This window comes from Acidobacteriota bacterium (genome assembly GCA_003225175.1).
Classification (GTDB): Bacteria; Acidobacteriota; Terriglobia; order Terriglobales; family Acidobacteriaceae; genus Gp1-AA112.
On sequence record QIBA01000007.1, the window covers coordinates 1 to 19,583 of the forward strand.

At 53.7% G+C, this 19,583-nt stretch carries 22 protein-coding genes; all 22 read left to right on the top strand.

Annotated features, from left to right (window positions below; all coding sequences use genetic code 11):
- Positions 1-403: hypothetical protein (locus tag DMG62_00110; GenBank protein ID PYY25017.1), on the top strand; the 403-nt coding region annotated here is incomplete at its 5' end.
- A 21-nt stretch (positions 404-424) separates the two neighbouring features.
- On the top strand, positions 425-877 hold the full coding sequence (locus DMG62_00115; GenBank protein ID PYY25018.1) for a hypothetical protein: 453 nt from the start codon (positions 425-427) through the stop codon (positions 875-877).
- On the top strand, positions 874-1,206 hold the full coding sequence (locus DMG62_00120; protein ID PYY25019.1) for a hypothetical protein: 333 nt from the start codon (positions 874-876) through the stop codon (positions 1,204-1,206). Before DMG62_00115 ends, DMG62_00120 begins: the two co-directional genes overlap by 4 nt.
- On the top strand, positions 1,207-3,840 hold the full coding sequence (locus DMG62_00125; protein PYY25020.1) for a hypothetical protein: 2,634 nt from the start codon (positions 1,207-1,209) through the stop codon (positions 3,838-3,840).
- Complete coding sequence (locus tag DMG62_00130) at positions 3,837-4,616, top strand: hypothetical protein (protein PYY25021.1); 780 nt, start codon at positions 3,837-3,839, stop codon at positions 4,614-4,616. Before DMG62_00125 ends, DMG62_00130 begins: the two co-directional genes overlap by 4 nt.
- 2 nt (positions 4,617-4,618) lie before the next feature.
- Complete coding sequence (locus DMG62_00135) at positions 4,619-5,455, top strand: hypothetical protein (GenBank protein ID PYY25022.1); 837 nt, start codon at positions 4,619-4,621, stop codon at positions 5,453-5,455.
- Between the two features lie 2 nt (positions 5,456-5,457).
- Positions 5,458-6,699: a hypothetical protein gene (locus tag DMG62_00140; protein ID PYY25023.1), complete on the top strand. Its 1,242-nt coding sequence runs from the start codon at positions 5,458-5,460 to the stop codon at positions 6,697-6,699.
- 155 nt (positions 6,700-6,854) lie between these two features.
- Positions 6,855-7,598 (top strand): hypothetical protein, encoded by a 744-nt coding sequence (locus DMG62_00145; protein ID PYY25024.1) that lies wholly within the window; start codon positions 6,855-6,857, stop codon positions 7,596-7,598.
- Positions 7,599-7,611: 13 nt separating this feature from the next.
- Complete coding sequence (locus tag DMG62_00150) at positions 7,612-7,896, top strand: hypothetical protein (protein ID PYY25025.1); 285 nt, start codon at positions 7,612-7,614, stop codon at positions 7,894-7,896.
- A gap of 228 nt (positions 7,897-8,124) precedes the next feature.
- Positions 8,125-10,563 carry a hypothetical protein gene (locus tag DMG62_00155; GenBank protein ID PYY25026.1) on the top strand — a complete coding sequence of 813 codons (2,439 nt, stop codon included), beginning with the start codon at positions 8,125-8,127 and terminating at the stop codon, positions 10,561-10,563.
- A gap of 64 nt (positions 10,564-10,627) precedes the next feature.
- Positions 10,628-11,002: a hypothetical protein gene (locus DMG62_00160; protein ID PYY25027.1), complete on the top strand. Its 375-nt coding sequence runs from the start codon at positions 10,628-10,630 to the stop codon at positions 11,000-11,002.
- Between the two features lie 49 nt (positions 11,003-11,051).
- Positions 11,052-11,405 (top strand): hypothetical protein, encoded by a 354-nt coding sequence (locus DMG62_00165; GenBank protein PYY25028.1) that lies wholly within the window; start codon positions 11,052-11,054, stop codon positions 11,403-11,405.
- A complete protein-coding gene (locus DMG62_00170; protein PYY25029.1) occupies positions 11,377-11,640 on the top strand; it encodes a hypothetical protein in 264 nt (87 codons plus the stop codon). Before DMG62_00165 ends, DMG62_00170 begins: the two co-directional genes overlap by 29 nt.
- A 4-nt stretch (positions 11,641-11,644) precedes the next feature.
- Complete coding sequence (locus tag DMG62_00175) at positions 11,645-13,429, top strand: hypothetical protein (GenBank protein ID PYY25030.1); 1,785 nt, start codon at positions 11,645-11,647, stop codon at positions 13,427-13,429.
- Between the two features lie 7 nt (positions 13,430-13,436).
- Positions 13,437-14,192, top strand: coding sequence for a hypothetical protein (locus DMG62_00180; GenBank protein ID PYY25031.1), 756 nt, complete (start codon positions 13,437-13,439; stop codon positions 14,190-14,192).
- A gap of 25 nt (positions 14,193-14,217) precedes the next feature.
- The gene (locus tag DMG62_00185; GenBank protein ID PYY25032.1) at positions 14,218-14,568 is read left to right on the top strand and encodes a hypothetical protein; all 351 of its coding nucleotides are present in this window, start codon (positions 14,218-14,220) and stop codon (positions 14,566-14,568) included.
- Complete coding sequence (locus DMG62_00190) at positions 14,537-15,082, top strand: hypothetical protein (GenBank protein PYY25033.1); 546 nt, start codon at positions 14,537-14,539, stop codon at positions 15,080-15,082. Before DMG62_00185 ends, DMG62_00190 begins: the two co-directional genes overlap by 32 nt.
- A gap of 134 nt (positions 15,083-15,216) precedes the next feature.
- Positions 15,217-15,810: a hypothetical protein gene (locus tag DMG62_00195; GenBank protein ID PYY25034.1), complete on the top strand. Its 594-nt coding sequence runs from the start codon at positions 15,217-15,219 to the stop codon at positions 15,808-15,810.
- A 209-nt stretch (positions 15,811-16,019) separates the two neighbouring features.
- Positions 16,020-17,078, top strand: a complete 1,059-nt coding sequence (locus DMG62_00200; GenBank protein PYY25035.1) for a hypothetical protein — start codon at positions 16,020-16,022, stop codon at positions 17,076-17,078.
- A gap of 87 nt (positions 17,079-17,165) precedes the next feature.
- Complete coding sequence (locus DMG62_00205; GenBank protein ID PYY25036.1) at positions 17,166-18,530, top strand: hypothetical protein; 1,365 nt, start codon at positions 17,166-17,168, stop codon at positions 18,528-18,530.
- A gap of 27 nt (positions 18,531-18,557) precedes the next feature.
- Positions 18,558-18,743 carry a hypothetical protein gene (locus DMG62_00210; protein PYY25037.1) on the top strand — a complete coding sequence of 62 codons (186 nt, stop codon included), beginning with the start codon at positions 18,558-18,560 and terminating at the stop codon, positions 18,741-18,743.
- Between the two features lie 104 nt (positions 18,744-18,847).
- Positions 18,848-19,252, top strand: coding sequence for a hypothetical protein (locus DMG62_00215; GenBank protein ID PYY25038.1), 405 nt, complete (start codon positions 18,848-18,850; stop codon positions 19,250-19,252).
- Positions 19,253-19,583: the final 331 nt, after the last annotated feature.

The following is a 19,583-nucleotide window of genomic DNA, read 5'->3' on the forward strand; positions in this document are numbered from 1 at the left end:
GGCGCTTGAGAGCAGTTTAAAAAGCTTTATCTCGGATGTACTGATAGCCAGACTGGTTCCGGTGCTAGCGGCCTTCTTCGTCATGAAGGCTGTCTTGGATGCAACTCAAGGCTCGAGCCCACTCGGCTCGGCCGTAGCTGCGATCTTCCTGCTGTCGATTGCGGGAAGCATACAGCTCATGCAGAGCTTCAACAGTGGCGGAGAGTTTGCAACTGCGGACATGTTGGTGTCCCTCTGGAATTATCTGGCGGGAACGATCCTCCCTGAGGCGGCAGGTTTGGCAGTAGTCGCCGCCATCATTAATTACTCGCGTAAGAAGCCATTTGCGCCGTTGGTTTTCGCTGCGCTCGGCTTCTTGAGCGTTACGGCGCTTTGGAAGCTTGTCCAGGCCATGGTCAGGTGAACCCAAGATTGGAGGTGATTCATGTTCGAAAGCGGGCTCCTTAACCTGACCAACTGGGCAGGCAATGTCATCATGCCGACTCTGGCAGGTTTGTTCTTCGCAGCAGCGATTTATCACTTCAGCAAAGGGCAGCCTTATTCCCATCTGTCCTGGTCGGGCTTTGCCGCGCTGATGTGCTCGGGTCTGCTTAGAGCTCTTGAGTCGTTCTCTCAACAGTTGGGGCCGAACGATCCGGATCGGTACTGGATCGGAGTCCTCACACTCGCGAATTGGACAGGAAACGTCATGCTTCCACTCTATGGAGTCATCCAGGTCGTAATGGTGGTTTTGCACTCCGCGGGAGTACTGGAGCGAATGACGATAGGAGATCCGTGGGTAAGAAATCTCACATCGGCAATGATGTGCTTCGGATTGTCGGGGTTACTCCGTCTGGCGGAATTCTGGATTCAAAACGGGACGACTGGAGTGAGATGAACAACATGGCCCTGAACGTCACGCCAATCCATCGCAATCTGCATACCAGAGTGACATTTATGTGTCTTGAATTTGAGGATCTGTTCGTCATTTTGGGACTAGCGGCAGTCATGAATGTCCTCAGTCGATTTGTAGCTGGTCAGCTGAGTGGGTATGTGCAGTACGGAGTGCCGCTTTCGGTAGTCCCATTCCTGATGATTTTCAAATACGGAAAACCGCGAGGCTATATACGTGACCTGTTCCTCTGGCATACGAAACCGCGCTCATATTGCGCCGCAGCGCGAGACTCGAGGCTCAGAAGTTCGTACATCGCGAAGGAGTCGCAGTAAATGCCCGTCACCTGGGATGAACATCAGCGCGAACTGAGCGATCCGGCTCTATGCGAGCAGCTTCCGGTTCGCGATTACCTCGACAACGTCCTTGTACGAACCAGCGGCGAACTTGTAGCTGGTTATGAACTGGGCGGGACGATCTCGTATTTTGCCAGCGACCAGGACCGCGAGCGCAGCAAGTCGATGCTCGGCAGTCTTCTCAAATCGATTCCTGAGCAGAGCATGAGAGTGCAGCTGCGATACGAACTATCTGAAGATTTGGGCAATCTACTCGAGATCTACGGAGCACAGGACCACACCAGCAACCGGATTGCGCGCCGGCTGGATTCTCAGAGGCTGGAAGCCTGGCACATCAAGGCGGAAGCGGGGTACTACCTGAGACCGCTGCTGCACGCTTACTTCATTTGGGATCCGCAGCTTCATCATCGCGTCCTCGGGAAGGAATCCTCGAGGACTGCCCGATGGACTCTCTCGGCGAAAACAGCTATTCAACGAGCTCGCCAGGAACATGAAGGACTAGTTGCCGAGTTTGAAAGTCTTCTCGTTGGCATCGAGACCACGATGCGCGCCGCGGAATTAAGGCCACGGCGGCTCAGCGATCAGGAGCTGTTTCTCGAAGCGAAGCGAGCGTTAAATCCCGTAGAACCGGACACTCGGGAGTACATTCCTGGCGAATACCACCTGGAATACCGCAGTGCACGAGAGCAACTCACTAATGTCAGCATCCTTCATGAATCGGACTACTACTTAAATATTGGCGGTTTGCTTCATACGCTTGTGAGCCTCAAGGAGCTACCCGACGCCACATTCCCAGGAATCCTGCGGGAATTGAGTGCTCTTGATTTCCCCATCGTTGTGAATGCGCAACTCACCATTCCAGATCAAGCGAAGGTTCTGAAAAGGTACAAGAGCCGCCTGCGAAAAATGCAGGCCGCGCAGCGAGACACGCATGGGGGATTTCGCGTGAATGTGGAAGCGCAGGTTGCGGAGTCCCAATTATTCAGAGTTCAACAGGAAATCATTTCGAGCTCGGTCAAGACGGCGAAACTGAGCCTGGTAATCGGCACTCGAACATCGAAACCGGCTGCGACTCGCAGTGAATTCGAGGAAGCTGAACGGCTCATCAGCGAGCGGTGCCAACGGCTGCTTTACACGGTCGGCCGAATGAACGGCGCAAAGGCAATCACTGAGACCATTGCAAAGCGGCGCTTGTTTTTCAGTTCTCTTCCGGGCTTGGCAGAGGCCGATCGGAGGGAACACGACATGCTCACCACCAATGCTGCCGACCTGCTTCCGGTTGAGGCTCCTTGGCAGGGAACGCCACGTTCGCCTCTCCTGCTGTTTGAAACTCCATACCGGCAGCTCATTCCGTTCTCACCCTTTGATCCACATTTGAGCGATGCAAACCTGCTGGTAATGGCCAAAAGTGGCGGCGGAAAGACCTTCATGGTACAGCAGCTGCTGTCGATGGCCTCTCGGGCCAATCCTCTGGTATCGATCATCGAGCGCGGAGATTCGTATGCTCCGCTGGTCGAGTTGATGGGTGGTCGGATGGTTACCATGTCGTTGGATGCCGACCACACTATCAATCCCTGGGACTTGCCGGCCGGTGAGCGCCAGCCGTCAAAGGATCACGTTGCGTTTCTGAAAAATCTCACCCGGCACATGCTGGGGGAAAGTTCTGCGGAAGATACAGAACTGCTGGAAATCCTGATTACTGAAGCGATCCTGCGGACCTACAAACGCGCCTCGGTTCGGCCCTCAAATCCCATTCCGACATTCTCCGATCTTCGCGATGAACTGGCGCAATGGCGAGACCAGGAAAAGAATCAGCGTGTAACCGACGAGGCTCACTTGGCTGCAATCAAGTTGCGGAGCTGGACTGGGGAAAAAGGAATCTACTCAAAGCTTTTCGACCAGCCCACGACTGTCTCCCTCGATAATCCCTGGTTGTTCTTCAACGTGGAGCAGCTTGCAGACGACCCACGCCTTGAGACGGCGATGAGTCTGTTGATCGCTCGTGCCACCGCGCAGCGGTCATCGGGCAAAAGCGGGCAGCCGAGTATCACTGTGCTCGATGAATGCTGGTTTCTCCTCGACTCTCCCATACTCGCTCCTGAAGTTGTTCAACTCTTTCGCACCGCACGGAAGCGCAACGCAAGTGTCTGGGGCATCAGCCAAACGGCCGAAGACTTCGTTGGATCGGAGTCGAAACCGCGAGTGCATGGTGCGGGAATAATCAAGAATTCGACCACAAAGATCGTTGGTCAACAGCCAGGCGATATGACTGCTCTCCGCGAGCATCTACATCTCAACGAAACAGCACTGCACCAGGTCAAACAGTTCAGCGCTCCCCGCAAAGGTCGAAGAGCAGACGCACTCATCGTCATCGGGGAGAAGGCAGAGACAACCCACACCATCCGTCTTGTCCCGACCCCTACCGATTACTGGATCGCGACCACATATCCGCGGGAGCGAGCTTACCGAAAGCGCTGGTTGTCGCAACACTCCGATATGCCGCTTATCGACGCATATCAAACGTTAGGCAAGCTTTTTCCTTTTGGTCTCGCAGATCTGGAGCCACTGCCGGAGGAGCAATCGGGCGGGCTGCTGAATGGAGTTCAGAAATGACACAACGACGTTTCCATAGGAGTCTTCTTACGGTCGCCTCGATTTCGGCGCTGCTGTTGATGCCCGTCGCCGCGAACGCCGGCATGGGAGACATTATCTCGCTGCTAACGACCATCACCGGAACTCTTAAGAATGGCGTTGGACAGCTCCTGAACGGGATTCAAGCGATAAATGCCGGCATGGCCGATCTACAAAATCGAGTGGTATGGCCGGTCAATGTAATTAGCGCAACAAGGACTTCTGTAACCCAGATTCGCGCACAAGTTTCATCGCTCGCGGAACAGGTCCACAGCATTCCCACCAATAGCGCGACTCTGCATGCTTCGGCCCAATTTGAATCTCTCCTGAGAGGTGGCCAAACGGCAAACTTTTCCCAGATTCAGGTCTCATACGCACAACTGTATTTAAGCCTTCCCAAACCAGATCAGGCGACGGCTATCCAGAGGAGCCTTGGAGACATGAACGACGCAATAGCACTGGGAGCTCTTAAGACAGCCACAGCTTCTGATCAGGCCAGCGAGCATCTGCTGGCAATCGGCGACAGCCTTGAACAGGCTGCCGCTTCGGCAGCTCCCGGCAGTGCTCCCATCCTGATCGCTCAGGCCCAGGTGAGCGACCTAGAAAGTCAGGCGATGCTCCACAGGATCCTTGCTGTGCAGTTGCGGCAAGAGGCTGCAAAACTGGCTTACCGAAATGCGTTGACGAAACAAAGCGCAGAGGCGAACAAGAATCTTCGCAACAACCTGCAGCAGATCTTTAACCGAACAATGAGGTGAGTATGAGAATGGGTGAAAAACTCAAGGAATTAGTAAGAAAAGCATCGACTGTTGTCGGGTGGCGGACGGTATCTACGGTGGCGGTGTTGACTGCCTGTGTCGCGTTTGTACCGCTGCGAGCGAGAGGACAGTTCGGACTCGACCCCTGCTGCGCGATTATCTCGACTGGTCTCAATACAATTTCGGGATTGTTGAAGAACGTTGTCGCAAAGCCCCTCGCGTCCATTCAGCAGATTCAGCAACAGACTGCAAATTTCGAACAGCAGGTGATTTATCCGGTCAGTGCCATCACCAGTGCGCAAGCGTTAGCCGGACAGTTACATACGCAACTGAGCAAGCTATCGCAGTTTTACCGTCTGCCGACGCACAGCGCGACGCTGCCAGCGCCACAGCGTCTCGAACAGGTACTGCTTTCGCACGATCCACAGAGGCTGGATCAGGTTAGCCAAAACTACTCCCTGGTTTACGGAAACGTTATACCACCTGCTGATGCTCCGGACGGCCTGCGCAATATGGTCGACATGAGCGACGCCGAAGCTCAGGCCGCACTCAAGAAGGCAGTTGAGCTGGATGCCCTGGCTGATATCGAGATCGCTGCCGCCGATCAGATAAACCAGCAGTTACAAACCGCGGCACCAGGCATCGCGCCTATTTTACAAGCACAAACAGCGGCATGGCTCGTGCGAGCGAACGCTTATACGCAATCGGCGACTGCTGAGCTGATCCGAATCCGATCCATTGATCTCGCAAACACAGTTGCTCAATTGAAGTTGAGCGCAGGCGACACTAACGCTTTATGGAATGGCGCTAATCAGTCGTTGCAGCGGAGCTCCCATTAGCCATGTTTTATTTCCAACAGCTTCTGCAGCAAGGCCTGGGTGGAATCGACGCAACGGCAATGATACCCACGATCATTGGTATCGCATACAGCATCTTGCTGGTGGGATTCCTGATCGGCCTCTATCAGGCCGCTATGCGTGGCGGGGACTTGCAAGCCCTAGTCGTGGCTGCAGTCAAGTACCTGGTTGTCGCTGTGATTCTTGCAAATTGGAATACAGCGTTCCATGAAGTTAATGACTCCTTCAATCAAGTAGCTCAATTTATCAATTCGAGCTCAGGTGCGGGAGATATGTTCCTGAGCTGGTTTGACCAGCTCAGGCAGCAGTTCGCCGCCAACGGCGCTGCTTCGATCCTGCCGGCGATCAACGCGACCTTTGCCTCGATCCTTACCGCATTCATAGTGCTTGCCGCCTATGTCATTTATGCGATCGCTGTAGTCGTCTTCGCCTTCTTCTACGTTCTTTATGGCTGCCTGTTGTACGTCTTTGGGCCTTTGATCCTGGCTCTGCTTCCCATTCTGGGGCCAGGACAATTGGCTAAGAGTTATGCCGTCAATCTGATGGTCTGGAATAGCTGGGGCATTCTTTACGCCACATTCGGTTCTCTGATCACAGCGTTGCAGTTTAATCGCGTCGAGCAGGTCATAAGTGAGGGCTTCTTAGGAGGGTTCTTCCAAGGCACTTCTGACTCCCTGATCCTCGGACTGATAAGCATCGTTTATTCGTTAGCACTGTTATTGATTCCATTCATTGCCAAGCGCCTTATCTCCGGAGATGTCGGGTCGAGCGCCTATTCACTGGTGCGGGCCGGTGCCGCTGGCATCGGCGCGGTCACTGCTGGAATCAGCGGCTTCGCCGCTGGAGTTGCGTCTTCAGGCGAGACTGCGCTCACGTCCGCAGCCGGCGTTGCTTCCTCAGGAACTGCAAGTGCGAGTGCAGTCACATCTTCATCTGCCCCTCCGCCGCAACCCGGTCTCGCGGAGACAATCCGCAGCGGAATCATGAGCGCTGTGGGCGGGATTGCGCCTGCGTCACCCAGTTCAAGCGCCGACAGCGATGATCAAAGCGGCGATTCCATCGCCAGCGGCGCTGGCGCTCCGGCAGGTTCAGGGCGACGGGAGATGCCGGTACCTGCTTTTCGCCCGACCAGTGTTACTCAGACATTTGCCTTTCATACCGGGAAGCTAGCTGGAGCGATGGCGAGCGGCAATGGACGACCGCATAGCAACCGGAGGAACGCTTGAAGCGGAAAGGAGGAACGAGGCTATGCCGATTTACCGCGGGCCCATTTACGAGCCCAAGGAAAGTCGCCTTCGGCCCTGGAGCCTCACCACTCTTTTCGCCTTCTTCTTCGGGCGATTTCTAGGCAGGTTTTTCAGCAAAGCTAGGAAACAACATCATGTGGCTACAAAACACAAAGTCTAACGACAAACAGGGAGCGCCAGAGAAACTGCACTACAGCCGATATTACGAACACGATGGTGCGTTGCGTGCCTATGCAAATCGAGCCATGCTGCTGGCTCTCATCTCACTTCCTACTGCCTTTCTTGCGGTCGCGACGGCTGCCTATGTTCGCCTGCAGCCTCCAACCGTCATTCAAGTTGACTCGAACGGCGCCGCCGTTGCGCTTGCCGGCAAACGAGGAGCAGGCAAAGCACTCGCCATTGCGCAAGGCGAAAGCAGCGAACCCAATGATTTTGAGAAGCGAGCGTGCGTGCGCCTGTTTCTTGAACGCTATCTGAACTTTTCGCCAGACAGTGTGAATCGAAGCTGGGCTGATGTTCTGAACATGATGACCGCCAATCTCCGTCGGGGCACATTGCAAGCGATCGAAAGGGACAATTTGCTAGGAAAAGTACAGAACGACCAGATCACATCAGTTTTCCACCTGCGTTCCCTAGAACCTGCAAAGGACGATCCGGTCAGCTTTACAGCCTTCGGGGTAAAGGAGCTTCATCGTGTCCACGATCACCAGGAAACGACCGACAAACTCGTCGGCGAATTTCACATCCGCCTCATCACGGAAAAGCGCTCGGAAGAGAATCCGAGTGGGCTGCTGGTTGCCGAATATAGCGAGCGGGTGATCGAAGGCGAGCGGCGCGACGCGATCATGCGAGACACAACATTCAAGAACTCACATTGAAGCGGGAAACCAGATGGGCGGAATGAACACTATGAGCGAGACATCGATAGCAACTCCAGAAAAGAACGGTCGCCGGCGACGGTGGGAGATGGGCATTGACAACGTTCGTTACTTCCTGCCCAAGACAGGAAGTTCCGGCGACAACCCGGAGCTTGGTCAGGAGCTGGCGACGGAGGGCGAAGCGCTGGTGCAGGCGTTTAAGACAGGACAGGTCTTTTACACGGTAGTTGCCTGGAGGGCAATGCCTGAAATAAACGGAAACGAACCAAGAATAGTGAAACAAGCGTTATCGCGATAACGAGTGAAGTTGGCACGAGTTTCAAAAGAGGCCACTAGCCCTAAGGCTTTGGTCCTTTGAAAGACCCTACGCGTTTACGTAGGGACATGTGCTGACCCGGCTTGAAGTGAGTGCCTGGCCAGGAAACCAAAATGGGACGGCCAGGTGACGAGCAGAAAGGGATGCGGGCAGCAACTCCTTAGCTCAGTCCGGGCACTGTCCGAACCAAAAGCTGAGGAGACAACAGTCATGAACAAGAATAGCAACGGTAAGAAGTTTTCCATCGAGCAGGTTGTGACGCTTGACATCGACTCCATTGGAGGTGTCACGCAAAGACTCACGAACCTGGAGATGTCGCTAGAGAACACGCTTCTCAACGCGCTGTATCCGGGAATTAAGGTCGCTGTTGTGAACGTACCTACCGGGTCCCTCGATCCATATGAGGAATCCCAGGTCGAAAACGCAATGGCGAACCTCCGATTCAAAAATACTCCATACAAATTAGTAGGGGCGAGTGGCTCGTCCAAAGACGGCAAGTTTTACTTCGTCGACAAGGACCACAGCCACGCGATCGCGGAACGCTTTCAGCACTGGCCGCAGGCAGCCATCGTGTATTTCGGCATCCTGGTTTCCTCGTGCAATGTATTGATCCAGGAGCCGGACGTCTCGGTACTGGTGGTTGAAGATCGCATCTTGGGAACCAATGATTGCAGAGGCTGGATTCGGCGATCCTTGTTCTCGAAGCTTCAACTGCCGGAAGACTGCTTCTATCAGTTCCGGCTGGCGTTCGAAAACACGCAAGCCAAAGGCTCCTTCAAAATCATGGAGGATGATGCGGCGGAACTGCTCGACGCCGACGTTATTCTCCCCGAAAGCGCGGTGAAGCCGGGATTGAAGATTCCGGTAATGATGTACTCCGTCTTCGGCAAGGGTCGCAGATTCCATGGGCCGATAGTGCTTGGAATTCGGGAATTCTCGCGCAAGCTTGAGTTCGAATCCAGCTACACGCTCATCGAACATGCTCCCGATGACTCGATTCAGCTAGAGATCTTACCGGCAGCTCTAGGCCAGGTACGAAAGCTGAACGACTCGATTAGTGAAGGCCGATATAAGGAACTGCTCGAACTTCTGGGCCTCGAAGATGGGAGCGAAGAAGAGGAGGTGCGGACCGTCGAGGGCGCATTGCTCGCGGATACGAGCGGTCACATAGTTCGCTATCCCTACATCAACAATCAACTCAATCGTCTGCTCGCCCGGTGGGCGTTCAAGGCGGCAACCGGAGGAGGCTTTCGTCTGCCCGCGTATGCTCTGGCCGATGATGGGTATCTCGTCGTTCACGATGGACGGCTGTACGCAGGATCCGACTGGATCCCTAGACAGCAGGCCATCGTGGCGCTTGAGTCCAAACGCGGGCTCTGCGCACGGTATCCGATCCGCATGTGTGAAGATCTTTTGCCGATCGAGCACATCGGTTCGGCTGAAATGACGATGCTGCTCACCGGCACTCTGGTTCAGCAGGGATGCCGGGCGCCGCAGAAGCCTTCAGAGCAGATTACAAACCGACAGCTGTTCCTGAACGGCACATACATCCTTCATTCAGAGACAGCGAAGAAGAATGGCGGCGACTTCGATTTCGACTGGGTTTGCGTTCTCGAAGAGGATCGTTTTTCCCGATTTGTGAGGAAGCGGTTTTCGCTTACAAACGAATTCCATCAGCAGAAGATGAAGCTCCGAAAAGCCAAATCTCCGTGGTGGAACCTCGAACATGTGGCGATTAAGGCGCGCGGCAATCAGATCGGCATGATCACAGATCTGAAGACCTCGTGCATGGCTGCGGGCAGGAGCGATCTTGCCTATCAGCTCGTCACCGAGTTGCAGAAGGCGCTCGACAGTCTCAAGCACGAAGTTGAGCCTGATCCCAGAATCATCGCCGATATACGACAGCAGGTGAATCTTGCTCCCTGGCTCAAGTACAAGAACGAGTCCAGGATCTCGGATTTGCCTCTTCATCTCGATGTAGCCGATACCGACCGCATCGGGAAACTCTATAACCACGTTCGCAAGGAAATTGAAGACCTGCTGACAGCCAAGCTGCCGATAGAGGAATTCAAAGGGCTTGTCTCCGGAGAGCTGGTCACCCGGGTCATGTTCGACGAATGCCGATACGTCAATGCCGTGTATGCCGCGGTGGTTGGTCGCATTTCCGAGCGACAAGACAAACTCAAAGCTGATCTCGACACAGCGCAAGCGGAGTGGGAGGCTGTGCGCAACGATCCCAATAAGGAATTGCGGAAGCAGAAGCTGCTGGCAAAGCGCAAAGCCCATTCTGCACACCATCATGGCGAGGAACGGGCGAAGCAGGAGATGAAAGCAATCATCTCTTACGTGCGCGTCTGGGCGGCAAGCAAAACTGAGAACCGAATGGGCTGGTGCCAAGCTCTCAACCGTGTTGTTTGCAATGGGCGAGGTAGCGGCTCAATTCTCTTCCATGCATTCCCGCAAGAACTTATTACGAAATTGGCGGAGCAGACCGGAGGCAAAGCTGCGCGAGTTGCGCTTCCGGAGGTCTCGGGCATGTCAATTTCCAGGGACTCTGAAGGCCGCAGTTTTCTGGTCGAGAAAATCGAGTGTGGGGAGAAAGAGACCTTCCTGTTTCAGTACAAGGATGGTCAATTCTCCTTCGAATAATTCAACCTAAAACCAGGACGGAACCGAGGAGGCTCGGTTCCGTCCATTCAACTCGAAGGTACTCATGAGAACTGCTCTTATCCTCTATTGGCTGCTCTCAATGCCGGCATTTGCCGATGAGTTCAAAATATCGTCGCAATCACGTGAACAGGTCACTCGCGTCGCAACCGCACTTGATCACCTGACAGTGCTTGAATTCGGAGAGCAGGTCACCATGGCTGCGGCTGGTAGTGACGCGTTTCAGATCGAACGACATGACAACAAAGTATTTATTAGGCCTTTAAAGACGGGAGCATCGACCGATCTGTTTGTATGGACTGCTTCGCGCCGCTTTACCTACGAGCTTCAACCGCCAGGTGAGGTAAAGGAGATGAACTTTGCATTAGACACACCAACTGCAGCTCCCAAATCTCCGCCAGATAGCCGTAGAACGAATTGATACGAGCGGCATAAAGGACAACCGCCAAATCACTGTTCGTATAGAGTATGTGTTCCGATCGAAAAATAGTGTCTATATCCATTATTCAGTTCGCAATCGCTCTGCGCGCCCATTTCGGGTTAGTGCGCCGCTCGTTGCCCAGGCGTTCGCTCCGCGCGCGACCGTCTCGCTGGCTGCGCTGCAGTATAAGCAGCTTGATATCCGTGTGCTGCACAAGTTGGGCCAACTAACAGAACGTTCGCTGACGCCAGCGCGCACTGAAGTTCAGAAGCAGGATCTTCAGCTAAATGAAGAGACACACGGAGTTCTTGTACTCCGAACGCAAGTCTCCAGCCCATCGCTGTTCCATCTGACGTTTCCTGCTGAAGGGTCTCATGACATTCAGGGATTCGTCGTTTTCTAGCGCGAGTGAGCTGAAGCGCATCAGCGTGGCTGAGATGCGCTTGCTCCTCCAGGATGCCTACTCTCGTGATCCTGAAAATAGCTTTCTCAAACGCTTGATGCGGCAGCTTGAAGATCCCGCGATAGCCAGAGACGCGAGCGATCGTCTGCGTCTGCATCCGTTGTGGCTGACGTTTGGTGTGACGGCATTCCTCGTCCTCATAGTGTTGGCTCTTTTCAGCGCGGTAAGAGGTTAGCGCGATGCTTCACCATAACAGCTACGAATACGGACGTAGAGAGTACCACCGGGGCCAGGAGGAGAATGCCGTCATCACACTACTGGTCATAGGAATCGTGCTACTTGGCCTTGGAATGTATATCGCAATTACTCGGCTTCACATCCATGTTGAACAGTTGGTCGAAATAGGTCTCTACATGATGGCGATGATTACAGTTGGGATCGCCACTTTCTGGTATATGGCAAATCGGAAGAGAAGGATGGAGAGAGCCTGGCCGCACCCTCCGGTCTTCATTCCGATGCTCAAGGACCGCTCTTACCAGCAAACCGCATTCAATATGCACGCGATAGTGCCCGGTTACGACATACATTCTCAGCCATGGTACTGGTCAGATGACGCAAGACGCATGCAGACCCTGGTTGTGGGACAGTCCGGCTCGGGCAAAACAACTCTGCTGCGAAACATTGCCACGCAGGATATTCATCGAAAGATCAGAGGTCGCCACCTTCCTTTAATCATCTTCGATGGAAAGGGCGACCAGGAATTTCTGCATGACCTGCTGCCGGAGGTCGCAGCGGCCGGACGCGCGCATCAACTCAGAGTCCTTGATCCCTTTCGACCAGATATTTCCGAACGGTTTAATCCTCTTTACAGCAAGCAGAGCTCGGGCCAGGAACTCGTAAATGCATTTTTCAATTCGTTCCTGCAGCGCGATGATTTTTTTCGCGGACATCAGGCAGCGTATCTAAGCGATATATGCCGGGTACTGGATTACACAGGAAAGATCTATAACATCGCTGACGTGCTGGTAATGGCCAGGGATGAGCTCGTGTTAAGAGAGCAGATCGCGGTGGCAACGCAGCACATTACCACGCGATCCAACATTTCCGAACATCGGCGACAAAGCTTCGAGATGTCGGCCAAGAACCTGTTGCAGTCCCTCAACGATCGTGAGCGTTTGCAAAAGATACAAGGCCTTCTCAACGAGCTGGCCACGTTCATGGAGGACGATCTTTCAGAAGTTACCAACTCTTATGACGACCTTCTGACGCTCGATGACATCATCGACCAGGAATTAATCCTCTTCATTTCCCTCAACACAAACAAAAATACCAAGGCAGTTACAGCGCTCGGGCGAATGCTTCTCCAGAATCTTCAGTTAATGGTGGGCAAGCGGTATCTGAACGCAGGGCCAATTCAGCGAGAAGATCTGCCGATGGTGAGCGTGATCCTGGACGAATTTGCGCCCTTTGCTTATCCCAACTTCGCGCAGATCCTGCAGACAGCTCGCGGCAGCAACATTGCGCTGTTGTTTTCTTTACAGTCGATTCCGCAACTGCGGAACGTCAGCCGGAGCTTCGGAGACGATGTGTCATCGGCTCCCAATACGATCATGCTGCTGCGTACACGCGACGAGGAAACTGCCCGCTACTTCCTCAATGCCTCGGCGAGAGTTACCGCTGAAAGACGAACTGTGACGGTGCAGAAGAAGGGTGTTTTCGAAAAACGATACGAAGAAATCGGCTTCGGCAGCATCACCGAAATCGAGCGGACAAGGGCAGTCGATTTCCAGATTAAGAATCTTCCCGTGGGACAGATGCAGGTTCTCACCACGGATAACCGGCTCGGCACTCTGCACATGCACGTCCACATTGCGTGTCCACATCGGTATTCCCTTGGAAGCTTCCGACCGACAGTCTATCCACGTCTGCCACTGAACTCACGCGCAAGCGGGGCGAACTTGAGATTTAAGAGCCCGGATCTGCGGCGGCGTAGCGGCCGAATGTTTGGAAATGGAAGACTCTAGTTGCACGATGAAATGGTTCATCCACATTCCTGTTGCGATCATAGTGGCCATCGCATTCTCCCCAGCTTGGAGTCAGGGAACTGATAATTCCTCGACAAGAGAGAAGCAGAAATCACATGAGAGTTTCATGGATTTCGGGCTGAATCAGCTCAACCCACGAAACATAGACTACAGCTGCGAAATCGACTCGGTTCGCAACGTCGCCGTTCATGAAATCTTTGGCCGCATTGACTCATGGGCGGTTCTAGTCGCGTTTACTTTACTCGTGCTTGCATTCTTCATCCTCATTCACCAGCATCAGGAACTTAAGCGACGCGAAATCCTCGCGGCGCGTTTCTTAGCGCAATATCACAACGCGCTGCTGGACCTTCGGGAGCAGTTGGCCAAAGCGATTCGGCAGGACTGGAAGTTGGCCAATGTCGAAAACGCTGATGACATTCTTCCGCCGTCGCGGATCCGTGACCGGCAAACGCAATTGGCGACAACAACTCCGGATCTGAATGAAATTGGTCCAGTTTCGTTGCTCGCAGCCGAAAACAAGAACACAGATAAGAGTGAGGCCGAGGTCGCTTTTTGCCGCAGTGGTAAACCTCCCGTTCGCCAAAGTTACAAACCCGAGGCTGAGCTGTTGGGTCAGATCAGAATCCTGCAACAACAATTGAGCGCCGCTCATGAGAGAGAGAAGGGACTGCAGAGACAACTGAGCAAGGCTCAGCCCGAGGTCTCGAGTCAGAAACCCTCTACTCGCAATTTATCAACTTAACGTTTTCTAGAAAGGACTTGCCTTTATGGCAAAGAATCTTCCGCAACAAGAACTTCTTCAGAAAATGGAGCAGCTTTTCAGGCGCTTCGATCAGTCTGGGGATTTGGGACCCGTCCAAAGCCGGGAAGAGTGGGACAAGTTACTCGAAAGCAGGCCGGCCGAGGAGCAACGGCTTCTCACGGAACTTGCGAATTTCGCTGACCTCTGGCGGTATCTTCAACAGCGCAAAGAAAAGCTCGGCCCGGAGATCGTCAATCGAATTGGTCGATTACACGAGCTACCTGTTACTGAGCGAACTTCTGAATTGAAAGAAATCAATCAGACACTCTTACACCGAGTCAAAGATGCTGATCCAGATTCTAGGCTTCGGCACTAACTGGTGGGCTCGCAACGCCCGCTCAATCAGTGAAGAGCCCAGCTCATGTCGACAGGCTTATTACAACTCGACTGGCGTGCACTGCGGCCGGAAGATCTTACGTCACTGGACCACTGCGGGACTGATTCGTTTTAACGGGGTTGTCGATTTCGATCCTGAGGCGCCCGAGATGTCCATCGGCGAAACTTTCATTTGTTCTGGTTTGGTGCGGGTGTTTGGCGGGAACCGATTGGTGGTTCAAGCCAAATCAGCCAAACGTCTCGTTCCCGAATTTTATCTGGTTGTCGTTTCCAGCAACCTGCACGGGCATATTGAATTTAGCTCGAAGAACTGGAAGTCAGTGTTCACTCAAGTGATTGCGGCAAGCCAGCTGCGTGAGGCACAAGAGGCAATGTTGCTGATGAGTCCCGGCGATTGGCTGCAAACCAGCCATGGATTATGGCAGCTGCATGCGTCTAGCCGCACGAGTATCCAGGCGGAATTGGTGCGGATAGGGGAACTGATAGAAGGCTAATTATTGACGCGATGCGGTATGCGAAAGGCAGTTTCGTAATAACGCCAGAGAGGGACATTCCTCTCCTTCGCCTGGTGCGTAACTGCCGATTTGTCGGCCACCAGCAGCTATTTGAACTGCTCCAATATGACGGTATGGCGTCTTGCCGGCGCACGTTCAATTGGCGCGTTCAGCGCCTGCTGCATACCGGGCACATTGCACGCCTGCACACCGTATCTTGGCAACGATCGCCCGTATATTCCGTCAATCAAAATGGTCTCCGCCAGCTCCACGCTCTCGAATTGAACGCCATTCGAGTGGCGCTGGTGCGGAATGCTTTGCTGATCGAGTGGCGGTCTGAAGTCGAAATCAGTTCGAACAACATGGTTTCCGGTGCTCACCCGAAAGATTACGACGCAATTGTGAAGATCTGGCTGGGAAATGAGATCCGGGAGTTCGCTCTCGAATATGAACGTTCATTGAAGAGCGCCAAGCACTACGAGAGAATACGCGCAGCACTGGAAGCAGAACGCCAGATCGGAAATATTCTTTACCTCGTTGCCGACTCAGATCTAATGCTGGCGATTCTGTATCACCTGACACCCCTTGCTAAGCGAATTGGTTTCACGACCGTGCGCTCATTTAAGGAACAGCTCCTCGCTGCGTCTGTGACAACGGACGCAGATCGAGAAATGATGACTTTGCAAGGCTTTCTCGAATATGGCCATCCTTTATATGTAAATTACTAACTCAATCCGGTTGCCCGGCAATTGATTGGCGTGTGGCCTTTGACGCCTCTTTTCCACTCCCATTGACTACCTCTTGGCTGCTCACAGCGCCTGTAAGCAGTGGACACCAAGGAGCTTAGCTGTGACTATCCCTCTGAGCACACTATGAGAACACACGCACGCAGCCTGAATCGAATGACGTACTCACCAGAGGACGATCCATCCATATAATGCTTGGCTCCATGAAGCGTGCGTTCTCAAGTGTCGTCTTGTTTGTGGCACTATGGAATTCCGCCTTCGGACAAAGCGGTTCCCTGGTTACGGCGACGGGGAAACCGCTCTTTACCTTCCATAACGGCTTCTGGATTAACCTGCATCATTTTTTGTACGTGCTCGGGCGCGCACGGAACGGTACTGCTGACAGCCAACGGTCCGCTGTAATGCACGCGCCCGAGGACTTGGAAGATTTCAATGCTCTAAACAAGCGAGACCGGACGACCTGGCAAGAAGCGATTGAGTTCTATCGCAACGAGCTGTCGAAGCGCGATGTCATCTTTGACCGGGAGCTTATTGGGATTACTCGTGCCCTTGCTTCCGTACTTGACTCATCGTCCTTGGCAGGCACGGCGCTGCCATCGCAGGTCCGCGAAACTCTCGAGCGTGCCGCCCCAGTTTATCGCCGCGTTTGGTGGGACCGACACTCACGGTCAAACAAAACGCGGATCACGGCACTCTCGGCTTTGCTCGTGCAGTACGGCCCACAGGTCTCGAATATGCTCACGCACATCTACGAGCAGCAGTGGCCCGCAAATGGACTCGATGTGGAGGTGTCCGCATATGCGAATTGGGGCGGAGCGTATTCAATCGGAGGTGGTCCGATCATTATGTCCAGCACGGACGACGCCGGCACCGGCTCCGAGGGACTTGAGATCGTATTCCACGAAGCCATGCACCAATGGGACGCTGCAATGATCCCACTTCTCGACGGTACTGCGCAGCGATTGAATGTGAAGATACCTCGAGATCTGTTTCACTCTCTCATCTTCTACACTGCCGGCTATCTTGTCTCAAGAATCGTTCCAGGTCATCGTCCATATGCCGAGCCTTTGTGGGCTCGCGGAGTGCTTCCGGGCCGAACGCAGTTGGACGCCGATTGGTTACCTTACCTGCAAGGTAATGGATCATTGTCGAGCGCCATTGAAAAAGTGGTGGGAGCGTTCAAATCGCCACCTAACAGTCTTCCGCCTTCTCCCGAAACACAAAACGGCAAACACACAGATGGAGCTTGATTGCCTCCTGATCACTGCGACCTGCCAGACGGGAGTTAGTTTTCTCGTCAACAATTGCAACCAACTCTCAAGGAAAGGAGAGAATACATGGAAAAGAGTCGAGGTAAGATAAGTGCCCATCGTTTGTTCAGCGTGAAAGATCTAAAACTAGGAAATCCAGAGCCTCATGTGGACCGAGTCATCAAAATATTTCTTGGTATCGGCGACGCCATTGCTGCGCGCTGGATCCAGATGCCAAAAGCAATTCTGCTACTCCAGATGGCTCCCGAGAACCCAGCCTCGGGTGCGATCTACGTCTATGACAGGCAGCGGCAGGATTTCTACATACTGTGTTTCGAAGAAGGAGAAGACACCATCACCTCGGATGAGTTTGTTGATCTCCTTCGCGAGTACAACCTGCTTCAATATGCCGAGCAGCCGGGGCTGTTGGAAACTCAGCTGCAACACTCCGCTGCTGCAGCCTTGGCCGCGGATGAGCTCGTGGCGCGGTACTTTGACTTGTTTGTAAACCGAGGAGCATACACGGTCCAATCTCCCACACCTCATCCTGAAACTGGCCGTTGTTACTACTACCGGCCGAAACGAGAAGAGTCCCTCTCTAATTTAACGATCAAGCATCACCTTGAAGGTCGGATCACTATTGGTCTTTATGCAATCAACCCTGCAACTCAGCGCTGCAAGTGGGTAGCCATCGATGCGGATTACCTGAATGCCCTGGAAGACCTTCTGAAACTGCAATGGGAGTTACGTCAGGACGGTGTTGAGGCCGCTCTGGAAAAGTCGCGTCGAGGTGGTCACCTGTGGATCTTTGCCGACCAGCCTCTTCTGGCGCGCGATTGTCGGCTGTACATTCACGGTCTGGCGCGACGGCTCAAAGTACCCATCAAGGGTTCACGACTGGCACAAGATTCCACGGCAAACTCGGTCGGGCTGACGGATGGAATTGAGATCTTTCCTAAGCAGGACGAAGTGCCAGCTCAGGAGTTCGGCAACGCTCTCCGCGCTCCGCTCGGGGTTCATCGTGCCGTGCCAAAGCGGTTCTGGTTCTATGGTGCCGACTACACGCTGGAGGCACAGATCGCTTATCTCACGCGATTGAAGCGAATCACGGAGCACGAAATGGCAGGATTTGTATCCGGTCGCTCCGCTCATGAGCCGAGTCCACCTCCGGTTAAAAGCCTAGTCACGAAATATCCCTCAAGCAGGACGACCAGCAGGTCGGCGTTTTCGATTATTGAGCACGTCGGGGGCAAGCTGCGCAGGAGCGGACGTAATTACTTCACGCGCTGTCCTTCGTGCGCACAGCAAGGACGCGATAAGAGCGGCGACAATCTGGCAATCAGCATCGCCGATTCTCGCAAGTACAAATGTTGGGCGGGCTGCACGAAAGAAGAGATCCGCGCCGCGCTTGGCTGTCCCATCCGGCACTCGCGTGAATCTTTCGCGCACTGATGGATGAGGGAAGATGTTGTGAAGGACATGGACAACGTCGAAGGCAGTGAAAAATTACCGGAAGTCGAAGACGTGTTGCGGGACCCGCCTGCTTCGTTCTGGGTGAAAGCCGCGCTTCGTTCAGCTCTAACACGGGATCCCGTTGATGCAGTCAACGATGCGGAATTCCTGGCGCGCATTCTGGATCGAAGAATTCGCAGAATTCTGCAGTAATTCGAGTCGTCGGGCTTCAATCGGCGCTGAGTCCGGTCCTGTTGTAGTCCACGATTATTAAGGAGGGAAGCGTCGCCGAAGACCGAATAGAATTAGAAGAGGTTATGGCCGAGCGCCCACAAAAGCCGATAGTCATCTACGACGGTGCCTGTGGGATTTGCGCCGGGAATCTGAAGTGGCTTTATCGGCTGGACACTCTCAAGAAATTCGATTCGATGCCCTATCAGACTGACAAACTTCCTGTACTCTTCCCGCATTTAAATTTGGAAGAATGTGAGAAGGCAATGCACCTGGTGTTTCCCGATGGAAAGACATATACCGGTACCGACGCCTTCCGCGAAATCTTCCTGCGCATGCCGCTGATGTTTGTACTTGGCCTGATCATGTCCATTCCACCCATTGGATGGATGTTGCGCCGGCTCTACCCCGTGCTGGCGCGCAATCGCTACAGACTTGGAGGTACGTGCGAACTTCACGTCTCTTACAAACAATCCCACACGCCTGAGTAATTTCTTTCCGCAAAGCGCGGGCGCAATTGCTGGTTCCAATCGCGTCGCCTTGTACCGGGCGCAATCGCTCCGCAAAAGAGTTTTGTCAATCCTCTACTCCCCCCACGCGGCTTAGGCTTACGACATTGCAGTTACATCTACAGCTAAAGATGTGAGAACGCCAGGCGGGATGTACGGACGAAGAGACTCGCCCCGCGCTCGGTTGTGCAATTCGAGATTCACGACAGTCGCCATCTGTGCGTGATCCATTTTCATGAATAACGAGGACGACATTTCACGCAGTGAGGATCTACCGGAAATCCAGGACAGTGTTGAGCGATCCAGCCGCCTC

Bases quoted from the DNA above. Each gene is read 5' to 3' on its own strand.
- DMG62_00205 (PYY25036.1), top strand. From the start codon at position 17,166: ATGGAAAAGAGTCGAGGTAAGATAAGTGCCCATCGTTTGTTCAGCGTG.
- DMG62_00155 (PYY25026.1), top strand. From the start codon at position 8,125: ATGAACAAGAATAGCAACGGTAAGAAGTTTTCCATCGAGCAGGTTGTG.
- DMG62_00215 (PYY25038.1), top strand. From the start codon at position 18,848: ATGGCCGAGCGCCCACAAAAGCCGATAGTCATCTACGACGGTGCCTGT.
- DMG62_00175 (PYY25030.1), top strand. From the start codon at position 11,645: ATGCTTCACCATAACAGCTACGAATACGGACGTAGAGAGTACCACCGG.
- DMG62_00115 (PYY25018.1), top strand. From the start codon at position 425: ATGTTCGAAAGCGGGCTCCTTAACCTGACCAACTGGGCAGGCAATGTC.
- DMG62_00150 (PYY25025.1), top strand. From the start codon at position 7,612: ATGGGCGGAATGAACACTATGAGCGAGACATCGATAGCAACTCCAGAA.
- DMG62_00190 (PYY25033.1), top strand. From the start codon at position 14,537: ATGCTGATCCAGATTCTAGGCTTCGGCACTAACTGGTGGGCTCGCAAC.
- DMG62_00140 (PYY25023.1), top strand. From the start codon at position 5,458: ATGTTTTATTTCCAACAGCTTCTGCAGCAAGGCCTGGGTGGAATCGAC.
- DMG62_00135 (PYY25022.1), top strand. From the start codon at position 4,619: ATGAGAATGGGTGAAAAACTCAAGGAATTAGTAAGAAAAGCATCGACT.
- DMG62_00200 (PYY25035.1), top strand. From the start codon at position 16,020: ATGCTTGGCTCCATGAAGCGTGCGTTCTCAAGTGTCGTCTTGTTTGTG.
- DMG62_00170 (PYY25029.1), top strand. From the start codon at position 11,377: ATGACATTCAGGGATTCGTCGTTTTCTAGCGCGAGTGAGCTGAAGCGC.
- DMG62_00210 (PYY25037.1), top strand. From the start codon at position 18,558: ATGGACAACGTCGAAGGCAGTGAAAAATTACCGGAAGTCGAAGACGTG.
- DMG62_00120 (PYY25019.1), top strand. From the start codon at position 874: ATGAACAACATGGCCCTGAACGTCACGCCAATCCATCGCAATCTGCAT.
- DMG62_00145 (PYY25024.1), top strand. From the start codon at position 6,855: ATGTGGCTACAAAACACAAAGTCTAACGACAAACAGGGAGCGCCAGAG.
- DMG62_00195 (PYY25034.1), top strand. From the start codon at position 15,217: ATGGCGTCTTGCCGGCGCACGTTCAATTGGCGCGTTCAGCGCCTGCTG.
- DMG62_00160 (PYY25027.1), top strand. From the start codon at position 10,628: ATGAGAACTGCTCTTATCCTCTATTGGCTGCTCTCAATGCCGGCATTT.
- DMG62_00125 (PYY25020.1), top strand. From the start codon at position 1,207: ATGCCCGTCACCTGGGATGAACATCAGCGCGAACTGAGCGATCCGGCT.
- DMG62_00130 (PYY25021.1), top strand. From the start codon at position 3,837: ATGACACAACGACGTTTCCATAGGAGTCTTCTTACGGTCGCCTCGATT.
- DMG62_00185 (PYY25032.1), top strand. From the start codon at position 14,218: ATGGCAAAGAATCTTCCGCAACAAGAACTTCTTCAGAAAATGGAGCAG.
- DMG62_00180 (PYY25031.1), top strand. From the start codon at position 13,437: ATGAAATGGTTCATCCACATTCCTGTTGCGATCATAGTGGCCATCGCA.